General features: G+C 47.1%; 13 protein-coding genes. 6 read left to right on the top strand and 7 right to left on the bottom strand.

The annotated features are described in order from the left end of the window. The 7 genes from CWB99_RS19815 to rnm form a co-directional block, all read right to left on the bottom strand. On the bottom strand, positions 1–381 hold a 381-nt coding region (locus CWB99_RS19815), incomplete at its 3' end, for a hypothetical protein (RefSeq protein ID WP_212748531.1). Next, a complete protein-coding gene (locus CWB99_RS19820; protein WP_138552692.1) occupies positions 381–1229 on the bottom strand; it encodes a HEAT repeat domain-containing protein in 849 nt (282 codons plus the stop codon). The genes CWB99_RS19815 and CWB99_RS19820, both read right to left, overlap by 1 nt. A gap of 1108 nt (positions 1230–2337) precedes the next feature. After that, a complete protein-coding gene (gene rluB / locus CWB99_RS19825) occupies positions 2338–3198 on the bottom strand; it encodes a 23S rRNA pseudouridine(2605) synthase RluB (protein WP_138543753.1) in 861 nt (286 codons plus the stop codon). Further along, entirely contained in the window at positions 3195–3782 is a 588-nt protein-coding gene (scpB, locus tag CWB99_RS19830) for an SMC-Scp complex subunit ScpB (protein ID WP_054013868.1), read from the bottom strand. The genes rluB and scpB overlap by 4 nt, the downstream gene beginning before the upstream one ends. 50 nt (positions 3783–3832) lie before the next feature. Continuing rightward, positions 3833–4648 (bottom strand): segregation and condensation protein A, encoded by an 816-nt coding sequence (locus CWB99_RS19835; protein ID WP_138552691.1) that lies wholly within the window; start codon positions 4646–4648, stop codon positions 3833–3835. Between the two features lie 2 nt (positions 4649–4650). Further along, entirely contained in the window at positions 4651–5271 is a 621-nt protein-coding gene (locus CWB99_RS19840) for an L-threonylcarbamoyladenylate synthase (RefSeq protein WP_138552690.1), read from the bottom strand. A gap of 4 nt (positions 5272–5275) precedes the next feature. Then, a complete protein-coding gene (rnm, locus tag CWB99_RS19845) occupies positions 5276–6121 on the bottom strand; it encodes an RNase RNM (RefSeq protein ID WP_138552689.1) in 846 nt (281 codons plus the stop codon). A gap of 522 nt (positions 6122–6643) precedes the next feature. Between rnm and CWB99_RS19850 the strand changes: the two genes are divergently transcribed. From CWB99_RS19850 to trpA, 6 genes are read left to right on the top strand one after another with little or no spacing between them, the layout of a single operon-like run. Next, positions 6644–8218 (top strand): anthranilate synthase component 1, encoded by a 1575-nt coding sequence (locus CWB99_RS19850; protein WP_138552688.1) that lies wholly within the window; start codon positions 6644–6646, stop codon positions 8216–8218. After that, complete coding sequence (locus CWB99_RS19855; RefSeq protein WP_171045407.1) at positions 8215–8805, top strand: aminodeoxychorismate/anthranilate synthase component II; 591 nt, start codon at positions 8215–8217, stop codon at positions 8803–8805. Before CWB99_RS19850 ends, CWB99_RS19855 begins: the two co-directional genes overlap by 4 nt. A gap of 2 nt (positions 8806–8807) precedes the next feature. Then, the gene (trpD, locus tag CWB99_RS19860) at positions 8808–9812 is read left to right on the top strand and encodes an anthranilate phosphoribosyltransferase (protein WP_138552687.1); all 1005 of its coding nucleotides are present in this window, start codon (positions 8808–8810) and stop codon (positions 9810–9812) included. Then, positions 9805–11169: a bifunctional indole-3-glycerol-phosphate synthase TrpC/phosphoribosylanthranilate isomerase TrpF gene (trpCF, locus tag CWB99_RS19865; RefSeq protein WP_138552686.1), complete on the top strand. Its 1365-nt coding sequence runs from the start codon at positions 9805–9807 to the stop codon at positions 11167–11169. The genes trpD and trpCF overlap by 8 nt, the downstream gene beginning before the upstream one ends. Positions 11170–11176: 7 nt before the next feature. Beyond that, entirely contained in the window at positions 11177–12361 is a 1185-nt protein-coding gene (trpB, locus tag CWB99_RS19870) for a tryptophan synthase subunit beta (protein ID WP_138552685.1), read from the top strand. Next, complete coding sequence (gene trpA / locus CWB99_RS19875; RefSeq protein ID WP_138552684.1) at positions 12358–13164, top strand: tryptophan synthase subunit alpha; 807 nt, start codon at positions 12358–12360, stop codon at positions 13162–13164. The genes trpB and trpA overlap by 4 nt, the downstream gene beginning before the upstream one ends. Positions 13165–13167 lie beyond the last annotated feature (3 nt).

Below are 13167 nucleotides of genomic sequence, written 5' to 3' on the forward strand. Positions count from 1 at the left end.
GTGTTTTTCAGTGATGACTAAGTACCCAAGTGTCATCAAGTCAAAATTGTGATCATGTGGTAAATCATACACAAAAGCTGAGTCAGACTCTTGCCCTGAAGGCGGAATCCAAATAGGCGCTCTGATATCAAAGTGCTTTTGCTTTGACAGCATGAAAACTTGAAATGTATATAAATTAGATTTTTGACTTGCTATATCCTTAAGGAAATCATTTAAAAAGGACGCTAGGAAAACCCTATTATTATAGAGCTTTGATAATAGAGAGATTGTTTTATTAATATTGCAAACATCAAAAAAACCTCCTTGCATATCATTAAGACACTCAATGAAATCATCAAACTCTATAGATTCAACCTTTCTAACTTTGTAAAAATCAGCCATTATACAACACCGTTAAATTCAAGGGTTTTCTTCGCAGCAGCCCTAACTTCAGGGTGCGAGTCATTTAAAGATTCAATTAAAATATTTTTAGCATACTCTTCATCAAGACAGGCAATAGCCTCAATGGCTTTCCACCTAACAAAATGTTGCCGATGATTTTTTGCTATATCCGACATATATTTCACCGAATCTCTATCTCCTAAAGTTTTTAAAACTTCTAATGTTGTTGTCAGCCTAGTACTAGAAACATCTGCCGAGGAAGGGTATAACATAGCTCCAGTTTCCACATGAAAGTTATGAACTATATTGTGATGCTTAAATGAACTTACTTCAAAGATAAAAATATCATTCACGTTCAATATCTGGAGGCCTGAGTCACCTGCTTTTATATTAATTAAATCGCCATTTTTAAAGGTTAACCTTTCCTTCTTAACCAACCTCCTGTTAACATCAAATATCTCATAGTCATTCATTTCTTCATATTCATATAAAATGGCTTCACATACTCCATGGCCATAGAAAAACATTGTGACATCATTTGGGTAAAGAAAGAACACATCCCTATTTTGATGCGGTGAGCCTTCGATGATTTTTAAAGTGCAAGCGGACAATAAACTACGAGCAAGCCTCAGTTCCAAGTTTGAGGCGGACATATTAAAGCCATCGACAGATATGCAGTGCATAGACTCACCGTTACTGACAATAGAAAGTAACCTGTTAACAACCCAAGACAATTCACCTGCGTCAATAATTCTTTTCAACTCATCTGAAATAAATTCAGATTCACCAGCTTCAATTGACAATAGTTTCAATAGGGGAGATTCACGATATGAATGATAAAAAAACATGACTAAATATTCCTTTTTACACGATTCAATTTCATATATAAATGCGTATATATTTTATTTATATTTTTGTTTTTTGCAATATAAAGAAGAAGTCAACAGGCTTTCGCCTGTTGATTTATTTACTTGAGTGCGTAAATAACTCCGGCAATCACTCCACATGGGAAGCCACCAATGTTTGCTCCACCAGCAGAATCATGTACACGGTTTTCCAAAGCTATCATTTTCATAATATTTCCTTTTAAATATTTAATTAAGTGAAAGATAAACTAAGACTTAATGCGTCATGTAGATAACGGCCCATACTGCACCACAAGGTGCACCACCAAGGTTAGCACCAGAGGATGCATTCTGAACCTGATTTTCAAGACTAATAATTCTCATAATAATAACTCCATTTAAGTTTAAAAAATTTCTGCCACTTGTAAGCAAGTAGCAACTCTATATGTACACACACCCTCCCCAAAGTCAATAAGAAATATTTCAACATAAATCACCGCTGCCCTTAATGAGTAAATACTTCTACAAAAAACACTAAAACCATCAATAAGAAAATTCTTAAAAAAATTAAATACCACAGGCATCAATGAGTAAATAATTTCCACATTAAATACTACAGCCATCAATGAGTAGTATTTTACAAAAAAAAACTCACGCAGACAGAAAAATCAAAAATAAAAACGCAAAAAAATGTATAAAATCGTATAGAAAGAGAGTCCAGCTTCAGGCTGTATTATGTTCTTTTCTAAAGAGAAAAAACTGCACTAGCACGAATCATCGAAGATAAAGTTACACGATCTCGATACTATTGGAGGTGGATTGTGTAGCCTCTTAATTACTACGAAGTATGTATCATTGAGGATAAGGTTACGCGATGTCGATACTATTAGAGATAGATTGTGCGGCCTCTTAATGACTACAAAGTATGTATCATCCAGTAACCACCTGCCAGAAGCTTATGAAACGAAAAGTGCTTAAAGGGGATCCAGGCTGTTTTGCTTTGAACCGAGTGTCATTGTTGAGTGATTTAAAATAGGATGGCCCCGCCTGACAAGACAGGGACATTTCTCTGGGTAGGCTATAGGTTGTTTAAGTAAATATCAAAATCTTATTAACGACGTTTGCTCTGCTTAAGGCGTTGATTATGCTTGCTCACCGCCTTACGAATACGGTTTATCTTAGCACGCTTGTCTTTGCGCTTTTCAGGCATCACCGACAGCTTAGTTTGCGTTTCGGGGCGTAAACCTACCGACTTGCGCAAATAGTTTACATCTTCCAGCTTGAGCTCTTCCCAGCCGCCCTGAGGCAAACGCTTGCTCAGTTCAAGCTTACCGTAACGCACGCGAATAAGACGGGATACTTCCAGCTCCTGTGATTGCCACAAGCGGCGCACTTCACGGTTACGGCCTTCCGTTAGTGTGACGTTAAACCACTTGTTCAGGCCCTCACCACCGCGAGGCACCAATTTCAGGAATTTTGCCGGGCCGTCCTCAAGCTCTACGCCTTTTTTCAGATTACGCAGATGCTCGTTGGTAACATCTCCAAACACCCGAACTGAGTACTCGCGTTCTACTTCGTATTTGGGATGCATCAGACGATTAGCCAGTTCACCGTCATTGGTAAACAACAGCAGACCTGAGGTGTTGATATCCAGACGACCTATGGCAATCCAGCGATCGCCTTCAATACGTGGCAGGCGATCAAATACAGTGCGACGCCCTTCAGGGTCCTTACGTGTACACAGCTCGCCTTCCGGCTTATGGTACATCAACACACGGCAGATCCGCTCTTCCTGTTGCTCAACTTTAACAATATGTCCATCGACCCGGATCACGGCGTTTTCTTCTACGCGATCACCCAGTTTAGCCACCTTGCCATCAACACTGACGCGGTTGCTTTCGATGTATTTTTCCATTTCACGACGCGAGCCAACGCCTGCGCGTGCCAAAACTTTTTGTAACTTCTCACTCATTCTGATGGTTCTCTCACAGAAGGATCATCTAACATCTGATCTAGCTTTTCGCCCTGTTGTGGCGGCAGCTCCGGGAGCATATCCAGCCCGTTAAGCGAAAAGTAGTCTAAAAATTGTCTGGTCGTTGCATACAATGCCGGTTTGCCCGGCACCTCTTTATAGCCCACCACTTTTATCCACTGACGCTCCAGCAAGCTCTTAATGATGTTAGAGCTGACGGTCACGCCACGTACTTGCTCAATTTCGCCCCGCGTAATAGGCTGTCGATAAGCTATCAGGGCCAATGTTTCAAGTGTGGCACGGGAGTACTTGGGTGCTTTTTCCTGCCACAAGTTACTGAGCCAGGGACTTAAACTGGCACAAGCCTGAAAACGATAACCGGTGCCAACTTCAACCAGTTTGACGCCTCTAGTCTGATAGTGTTCACTCAGGGTATCCAGTGCATCACGAAGCCGTTTATCCGATACATTGATGTCCAGTAAAACGGTCTCTTTCAGTTGTTTGCGTGATAAAGGCTTGTCAGCAACGAATATGGCAGCTTCCACCAGTTCAACCAATTGTTCATCACTGATACGACGTTTCATGCAAGTAGGATAAGGCTAGTCTAAAGCGGCGTATTATGACAGAGCCCGCGTCACTCTTGTAGCTTTAATGACAAATAAATTGCACTTGCAGGAGTAACAGCAGGTGCTACCTGCAAGCAATTAATTAACTGCTCCTTTAAAAGCTCCAGCATGGCGATAAACGTCACCACTACGCCGCTACGCCCTTCAGACAAAGTAAACAGCCGTGTGAATTCTACTGGCTCCGACTGTTCCGACAAAAACTGAAGAATTGCTGCCATACGCTCTCGGGTGGATAGCACCTCAGCACTGATCTGGTGGTGCTCAAAGGTTTTTGCCCGGGCCATAACGTCACTGAGCGCCAGCAGCAGCTCTGCCATTTCTATATCCGGCAGGCGCATCTGCGGCTCCTCAGAATCTTCCATCAAAGCACGAGCGACAAAAATTTCCCGATCAACACGAGGTAACTGGTCTAAGTTTTCGGCGGCTTTTTTGAACTGTTCATATTCCTGAAGTCTTCTGACCAATTCTGCACGAGGGTCTTCCTCGTCTTCCAGCTCTTCATGCACAGGTAATAGCAGACGAGACTTTATCTGTGCCAGCAAAGCGGCCATCACCAGATACTCTCCAGCCAATTCAAGCTGCATATCCTGCATCATCTCTACATACTGCACATATTGCTGTGTGATGCTCAGAATAGGTAGTTCAAGAATATCTAATTTATGGCGTTTGATCAGATACAGTAGCAGATCAAGCGGACCTTCAAATGTTTCCAGTATCACTTCCAGCGCGTCCGGAGGAATATAGAGATCCTCCGGCTTTTCCAGTACGGCCTCTCCGTGTAAAAACGCCAGTGGCAGCTTCTGTTGAGCTGGTTGGTCACTCATGACTATTCAAACGGGGCCGTATCGCCGCAGCCACGGCGCAGGATCACCACCTCGTCGTCAGACATATCAATTACCGTGGTCGCCTGCTCTACCAGATAACCACCATGAATGATCAGATCAACGTGCTTTTCCAGACGCAACCGGATGTCTTCCGGATCCGACTCTGTAAATTGTTCATCAGGCAAGATCAGTGAACAAGACATCAAAGGCTCACCTAACTCGGCCAGCAGTGCAGACGTGATAGGATGCTCAGTCACCCGGATCCCGATGGTTTTTTTCTTCTCATTGAGCAAACGTCGCGGTACTTCTTTGGTTCCTTTGAGAATAAAGGTATACGGACCTGGGGTATTGTTTTTGATCATCCGAAACATTTGATTATCGACGCGTGCATACGTCGACAACTCAGATAAATCCCGGCACATCAGGGTAAAGTTATGGTGCTTTTCGATGCCACGAATGCGCTCGATACGCTCCTTGGCCTGTTTATTGCCCAGGCTGCAGCCGATGGCATAGCCCGAATCAGTTGGATAGACGATCACCCCGCCCTGCTGAATGATATCAACGGCCTGACGGATAAGACGACCCTGTGGATTATCGGGATGAATATGAAAAAATTGGCTCACGCTGTCACTCCTCTGTCGCGCCCCAGAACTGCCAAACCCCTTGGCAATCTTTTGGTAAGTATAGGTTTTTTCCAAGATCCAACCAGTTTGTTGGATAATGAAAGTCAGATCCCTGGCTGGCCAGTAAGTTGTATTCCCGACTCAACTGACCCAAAAACTGCCGCTCGGAAGGTGCTTGTTGAGGCTGTGCCACCTCCATTGCTTTTCCACCGGCTGCACTGAATTCGTCTAGTAACTTTCTGAGCCACTTATTCGACATTTGATAGCGTCCGGGATGCGCCAGTACGCTTACACCGCCGGCACTGTGTATCGCCTCAATGGCTTGTGCCATGCTGCACCAGCTGCTGGGGACATAACCAATTTTGTTACGTCCCAGATACTTCTTAAAAACGCCCTGAATGTTTTTGGCGACGCCTCTGTCCACCAGCGCTTTGGCAAAATGAGCGCGGGTAATTTCGGCGTTTTCGGCCAGCAATTGTGCTTCTTCGTATATGCCTTCATAGCCACGCTTAGCAAGCCGCGCACCAATTTCTTTGGCACGCTCCCGACGCTTTTGCTGCTGACTGGCAAGCAGTGTGTTTAACCCATCCGCATTTTCATCGATATTCAGACCAACGATGTGGATTTCGAAACTCTCCCATTTGGTTGAGATTTCTACGCCTGAAACCAAAGATAAGGGCAAAGCTTTATCTGCAATATAGGCACGTGCAGGGGCAAGACCAGCCACCGTGTCGTGATCCGTAATGGCCAGTACGTCCACACCTCTTTCGGTTGCCCGTTCAAGTAAAGCGCTCACTGCCAAACGACCATCCGAAAAAGTACTGTGACTGTGTAAGTCGTATTTGATCAAACTCTCATAACCTCATAAAAATTTGCAGGTTTTAGTATATCATGTTCTTTAATGTCAGGTGTGTTTATCTCATGACACCAAACAACGAGATAGCAGCTTATTAGTCAGCCAAAATAACCATTTTTAGGTACGCAGTGGATTTTTTCGACTTTGCCCTTGACACTTTATCCCTTAGTACGGTTTACTGTTGGCACTGAAATGACATAACGATGACTTAACAAATGAAAACACAAACAACTTTAAACATTTGGTGGTGGCACTCGTAATTAGCGGGTGAATCGTTGTGCATGCAAGATTTTATAAACCCGCGCTAACCCCGCGGGTTTTTTTATAGGTTTTTTTCGATTAATCAAGAGTTTTAAAATGAGCAACAATACAGTAAACCTCACAGTATCTATGTCTTGGTGGTGGTGCCTGAATTAGCGGGACGGCATTGTTGTATCTAATAAACAGACCCCCGCAAGCAACCCGCTTACGGGGGTTTTTTTTAGCTTATTTTATAAAAATTACGAGGAATGAGGTGTGATTTTTAGTCATATAACGACACAACCCGGGGAAGTAACCAGTATTCGGTTACGGCGCGACTATATTGCCAGTCCCCTGTCTCTGTACGCAGCACTGGACAAACCCAATTCGCTGTTACTGGAGTCTGCCGAAATAGACTCCAAGGATAATGTGAAAAGCATTATTCTGGTCGACACGGCACTGCGCTTTGAGTGCCAGGGTAAAAGCGTGATAGTCCGTGCTCTGTCAAATAACGGTAAACAACTGCTGCCCTATCTGGCACAGGAAGTCGAAAACTGTGATGTAGAACTAGGTAACTCAGTGCTGTCCATTACTTACCGGGATACACCGGCGGATCTGGATGAATACGCGAAACTCAAGGCCGATAACGCATTTAGTGCGCTCAGAACCTGTATTAACCAAATAAAGTGCAACTCAGAAACACCGTTTTCGCTGTTTCTGGGTGGTGTATTTGCCTACGATATGGTGGCCAACTTCGAGCAACTTCCCGACGTTGCCTATGGCGCCAACAGCTGTCCAGACTATGTATTCTACCTTGCTGAAACCTTGTTGATCATAGATCATCAGGCGCAAACCACAGAGCTTATCGGCAATGTGTTTAACGGGCCTGATGTTCACGCCAACTGTTTTGAAGTCGGCCGTAAGCTGGAAGTACTTAACCGTCAGTGCGATGATCTACAAGCCTTTGCACCTGAGCCAGTCAAAGGCCGCTGCGACGTCAATGTTGATATCAGCGATGAAGCGTATAAAGAACAGGTTATCAAACTGAAGCAACATATCGTGGATGGCGACATCTTTCAGGTTGTTCCCTCCAGAACATTTACTTTGCCCTGTGCAAATCCTTTGTCGGCCTATATGGCGCTCAAGCAACAAAACCCAAGCCCGTATATGTTCTACATGCGTGATGAGGATTTTGTATTATTCGGTGCCTCCCCCGAGTCAGCACTAAAATACTGCGAAAAAAGCAATCAGGTTGAAGTTTACCCTATCGCTGGCACGCGCCCACGCGGAAAATTTGCCGATGGTAGCATTAACCCGGATCTTGATAGCCGTATCGAACTGGAACTCAGAGACGACCAGAAAGAGCGTGCCGAACACCTGATGTTAGTAGACCTGGCTCGTAATGATGTGGCGCGGATCAGCATACCGGGCACCCGCCACGCCAAAGAACTACTTAAAGTTGACCGCTATTCTCAGGTGATGCACCTGGTTTCTCGTGTAGTCGGCCAGCTTAAGCCGGATCTGGATGCACTGCACGCCTATCAGGCCAGTATGAACATGGGCACTTTGGTTGGCGCACCAAAAGTCAAAGCAGCTGAGCTGGTCAGACATACAGAGCAGCAACGACGTGGCAGCTATGGCGGCGCGGTTGGTTACCTGACAGGCGATGGTGCAATGGATTCATGTATTGTGATCCGCTCAGCCTTTGTAAAAGACGGTCAGGCTCTGGTGCAGGCCGGAGCTGGTGTCGTCTATGACTCAACCCCACAAGCCGAAGCCGATGAGACCCGCGCCAAAGCCAGCGCCGTGATCAAAGCAATTCAGTCGACTTATGTAGGAGAGCAGGCATGATCCCTAAGATTTATTTTCTTGATAACTTTGACTCCTTCTCTTACAACCTGGTGGATGAACTGTCGCTCCTTGGCGCAGAATTGGTGGTCTATCGTAATCACCTGGACGCTGAAACGATTTTTGCAAAGATGGAACAAGAAACCGACCCGGTGATCCTGGTATTGTCTCCGGGTCCGGGAGCGCCAAAAGATGCAGGCTGTTTGCTTGAGCTGATAGCCCTGTGCAAAGGCAAATATCCCATGCTGGGGATCTGCCTGGGCCAGCAGGCACTAACGCAAAGCTATGGCGGCACAATCGGCCACGCCGGAGAAACAGTGCACGGCAAGTCATCTCATATTTCCGTGACGCCACACCCTGTTTTTGACGGACTGGGAAAATCGTTTCCGGTAGCGCGCTACCACTCACTGATGGCGACTCAGGTTCCCGAATGCCTTGAGGTCATCGCCCAGTATGAAGAAATCCCCATGGCGATTTTCCACCCGAATGATAAGGTGATCGGGTATCAGTTTCACCCTGAATCAATTTTAACCCCATGCGGCGCCCAGCTATTAAAGCAAAGCATCGCCTACCTCACTTCCCAGGAGTAGACATGGATAGTTTAAATTTATTATTAGAACAAAAGTCGCTGGATTTTGCCGCCGCCACCGAGCTCTTTGGCGCCGTTATGCAAGGGCAACTTGATGAAGTACAACTCACTGCTGCTCTGGTCGCGCTGAAAATCAAAGGCGAAACAGCCGAAGAAATCGCTGGGGCGGCAAAAGCGATGCGCGACCATGCCATCGCATTTGATACACAAGGCCTGCTGTGCGCCGACAGCTGTGGCACGGGTGGCGATGGCACCAATACCATCAATGTCAGCACCACGGCAGCTATCGTGGCTGCGACCTGTGGCATACCTATGGTTAAACATGGCAACCGCAGTGTGTCCAGTAAGTCTGGGTCTGCGGATCTGTTAAAAACGCTTGGCATTAATCTGGATATGGACCCACAGGCGGGCGCGCGATGTTTACAACAAACCAATTTTACTTTTTTGTTTGCGCCGCATTATCACACCGGTGTTAAACACGCGATGCCAGTACGCACTAAATTAAAAACCCGTACTCTGTTCAATATTCTCGGACCGCTGGCAAACCCTGCCAAGCCTCAGGTACAGCTGCTGGGTGTGTATGATCCCAATTTGTGTCGCCCCATGGCCGAAACGCTGAATAAGCTGGGCACACAACGGGCGATGGTGGTGCATGGTTCAGGATGTGACGAAATTGCCTTACACGGCGAAACATTAGTGACTGAACTAAACCAGGGCGTGCTGACAGAATATACTCTCACACCCGAAGACTTTGGACTAAAACAGTACCCGCTCGATGCCATCGCCGGCGACACACCCGAGTTTAATGCCAAAGCGACGCGCGATATCCTGAGTGGAAACGGCAAAGAGGCACACAATGCCGCCATCATTGCCAATGTGGCCGCCCTGATGGTGATGACAAACAAAGCATCGGATCTTAAATCAGCCAGCACCCAGGTTGCACAAGTACTGGCATCGGGACGCTGCGTAGAAAAACTCGCTGATATTGTGGAGGTCAGTCATGGCTAATGTGTTGGAAAAAATTGTTGCAGACAAAGAAGTCGAAGTCGCAGCAAGAAAGCAGGCTCGCCCTCTGGCTAGCTTTATTGAGCAGATAACGCCAAGTGATCGTGATTTTTACGGCGCACTCAGCCAGCCCGGCACCCAATTTATCCTGGAGTGTAAAAAAGCCTCACCGTCGAAAGGTTTGATCCGTCAGCATTTCGACCTGGACGAGATCACCAGCGTCTATGGCCGTTACGCTTCTTGTATCAGTGTACTGACCGACGAAAAGTACTTTCAAGGTAGTTTTAACTACCTTAGCTATGTACGCACTCAGGTTTCTCAGCCACTCATTTGCAAAGACTTTTTTATTGATGAGTACCAGGTTTATCTCGCCCGTTTAAGCGGTGGTGACGCCATCTTACTCATGCTATCCGTACTTGATGATGCGCGTTACCGGGCACTTGCAGAGTTGGCTCACAGCTTGAACATGGCCGTGCTGACTGAAGTGAGCAACGAAGAAGAAGTACATCGGGCACTGACACTGGACGCTCAGCTGATTGGCATCAACAATCGTAACCTCAGAGACTTAAGTACCGACCTGGCTACCAGCGAGCGTTTACGCAAGTTGATCCCTGACGATAAAACCGTGATCTCCGAATCCGGCATTTACACACATACCGATGTCAAGCGCCTGGCCCCTATCTGCAACGGCTTCCTGGTTGGCAGCTCGCTGATGGCGGAGCAGGACCTGGAAACTGCCTGCCGCAAGCTGATCCTCGGAGAAAACAAAGTCTGTGGCCTGACCCGCAGTCAGGATGCCATTGCCGCCTACGAGGCTGGCGCCGTGTATGGTGGGTTAATTTTTTATCCCAAGTCACCGCGCTATGTGGACATTGACTGCGCCAAAGCCGTCGTAGACAGCGCACCGCTGAATTATGTGGGTGTCTTTGTTGACGCGCCGCTTGATCACGTCGTTGAACATGTCCGTATTCTTACACTCAGTGCTGTACAGCTGCATGGCACTGAGTCACAAACTTATATCGAACAATTGCGTCAACAGCTGCCCGTTAACTGCCAGATATGGAAAGCACAGGGGATCACGGACTGCCTGCCAGAACCTTTACAAGGCGTCGACAAACACCTGTACGACACCAAAGTCAAAGGCCAGACTGGTGGTACAGGTCAAACATTTGACTGGCAATTGCTAAGCAATACGTCCGGCGATTTTATGCTGGCGGGCGGCCTGAGCGCAGACAACTTAACACACGCAACCTTCCTGGGCGCAGCCGGATTCGACCTGAATTCTGGCGTGGAGAGCAGCCCTGGCAAAAAGTGCGCAGATAAACTGAACAAAGCTTTTAACACAATTCGTAAATACTGAGGTGGAAATGATTGATACAGGCTATTACGGCGATTTTGGCGGCATGTTTGTCCCAGAATTGCTGGTTCCTGCGCTCAAACAGCTTGAGCAGGAGTTTAACAAGGCACAAAACGATCCGGCTTTTCAGCAGGAGTTCTATCAGCTATTGAATGAATTTGCAGGTCGCCCGACCCCACTCACGTTGACCAGAAACCTGGTTAAAAACCCGAAAGTGAAACTTTACCTCAAGCGTGAAGATCTATTGCATGGTGGCGCCCACAAAACAAACCAGGTACTTGGTCAGGCGCTGCTTACCAAACGTATGGGTAAGTCCGAAGTCATCGCAGAAACGGGCGCCGGACAACATGGTGTTGCAACAGCACTGGCCTGTGCGCTGCTGGGTCTGAAATGTCGCGTTTACATGGGCGCAAAAGACGTTGAACGTCAGCAACCGAACGTATTCCGTATGCGTCTGATGGGTGCCGAAGTCATTCCGGTTACTGCGGGGTCTGGTACGCTTAAAGATGCTGTAAATGAAGCCATGCGCGACTGGTCTGCCAATTATAAAACGGCCCACTACCTGCTCGGTACGGCAGCAGGTCCCCACCCTTTCCCAACGCTGGTGCGTGAGTTCCAGAAAATGATTGGTGAAGAAGCAAAACAACAGGTCCTGGAGGCTGAAGGTAAATTACCAGATGTGGTAATGGCCTGTGTCGGCGGCGGCTCAAATGCCATTGGTATGTTCGCCGACTTTATTGACGAGACAAGTGTTAAATTGATTGGTATCGAACCCGCCGGGAAAGGCCTGGATACCGAAGAGCATGGTGCTGCACTGTGTAAAGGCACTAAAGGAATTTTGCATGGCGCGTACACTTACATTATGCAAAATCCAGATGGTCAGATTGAAGAGTCTTACTCTGTATCGGCAGGTCTGGATTACCCTGCGGTTGGCCCTCAACATGCCTACCTGCATGAGACCGGCCGTGCACAGTATGTTGCTGTTACCGATGATGAAGCGCTGGCAGCGTTCCAGTCATTGGCCAAACACGAAGGGATCATTCCGGCGCTGGAGTCGAGCCATGCCCTGGCTTATGCCCTGAAATATGCAGAAGCACAGGAGCAGGATACAGTGATTGTTGTGAATCTAAGCGGCCGCGGCGACAAAGACCTAGCCCATGTCCATCAGGTATTAGAAGCGCGAGGTGAGCTATGAGCCGTTACAATGACATGTTTGTACAGCTAAAAGACAAGCAGCAAGGTGCCTTTGTGCCGTTTGTGACCATCGGCGACCCCGACAAGGAAACTAGCCTGGCGATCATCAAAAGCCTGATTGAAGGCGGCGCTGACGCTTTGGAATTAGGGATCCCATTTTCAGACCCCATTGCCGATGGCCCAGTGATCCAGGCCGCAAATATTCGTGCGCTGGAGCAAAACATCAACACAGAGGACTGTTTTGAGGTGATCGGTGCCATCAGAGCGCAATATCCCCATATTCCAATCGGGTTGTTATTGTACTCTAACTTGATTTTCGCACGAGGTCTGGAGAGTTTTTACCAGCAAGCCAAAGCCGCGGGTGTCGATTCAGTGTTGGTTGCCGATGTGCCACTGCATGAATCCAAACTATTTCGCAGAGCTGCAGTAGATGCCGGTATTGAGCCGATTTTCATTGCAACGCCCAATGCCAGTGACGATACACTGCGTGAATGTGCCAGTTATGGCAGAGGCTATACTTACCTGCTTTCTCGTGCCGGGGTTACAGGCACAGAAAGTCAGGTACAGATGCCCACCGATGAGATCATTACCAAACTCACCGAATATCATGCAGCGCCGGCCTTACTTGGTTTTGGGATCTCAACCCCGGAGCAGGTCAAAGCTGCATTGGACTCTGGTGCAGCAGGTGCCATCTCTGGTTCTGCCGTAGTCAAAATCATTGAGCAGCACCTGAATGATAAGCCAGCTATGTATCAGGCACTATGTGCGTTTGTGCGCGACATGAAAGCCGCGACCCAGCGTTAGCAC

The organism is Pseudoalteromonas rubra (genome assembly GCF_005887095.1).
In the GTDB taxonomy this organism is placed as follows: domain Bacteria; phylum Pseudomonadota; class Gammaproteobacteria; order Enterobacterales; family Alteromonadaceae; genus Pseudoalteromonas; species Pseudoalteromonas rubra_E.

Excerpts from the sequence above, each read along its gene's own strand:
- trpCF (WP_138552686.1), top strand. The coding sequence starts at position 9,805 with ATGGCTAATGTGTTGGAAAAAATTGTTGCAGACAAAGAAGTCGAAGTC.
- trpD (WP_138552687.1), top strand. The coding sequence starts at position 8,808 with ATGGATAGTTTAAATTTATTATTAGAACAAAAGTCGCTGGATTTTGCC.
- CWB99_RS19855 (WP_171045407.1), top strand. The coding sequence starts at position 8,215 with ATGATCCCTAAGATTTATTTTCTTGATAACTTTGACTCCTTCTCTTAC.
- trpA (WP_138552684.1), top strand. The coding sequence starts at position 12,358 with ATGAGCCGTTACAATGACATGTTTGTACAGCTAAAAGACAAGCAGCAA.
- rluB (WP_138543753.1), bottom strand. The coding sequence starts at position 3,198 with ATGAGTGAGAAGTTACAAAAAGTTTTGGCACGCGCAGGCGTTGGCTCG.
- CWB99_RS19835 (WP_138552691.1), bottom strand. The coding sequence starts at position 4,648 with ATGAGTGACCAACCAGCTCAACAGAAGCTGCCACTGGCGTTTTTACAC.
- trpB (WP_138552685.1), top strand. The coding sequence starts at position 11,177 with ATGATTGATACAGGCTATTACGGCGATTTTGGCGGCATGTTTGTCCCA.
- scpB (WP_054013868.1), bottom strand. The coding sequence starts at position 3,782 with ATGAAACGTCGTATCAGTGATGAACAATTGGTTGAACTGGTGGAAGCT.
- CWB99_RS19820 (WP_138552692.1), bottom strand. The coding sequence starts at position 1,229 with ATGTTTTTTTATCATTCATATCGTGAATCTCCCCTATTGAAACTATTG.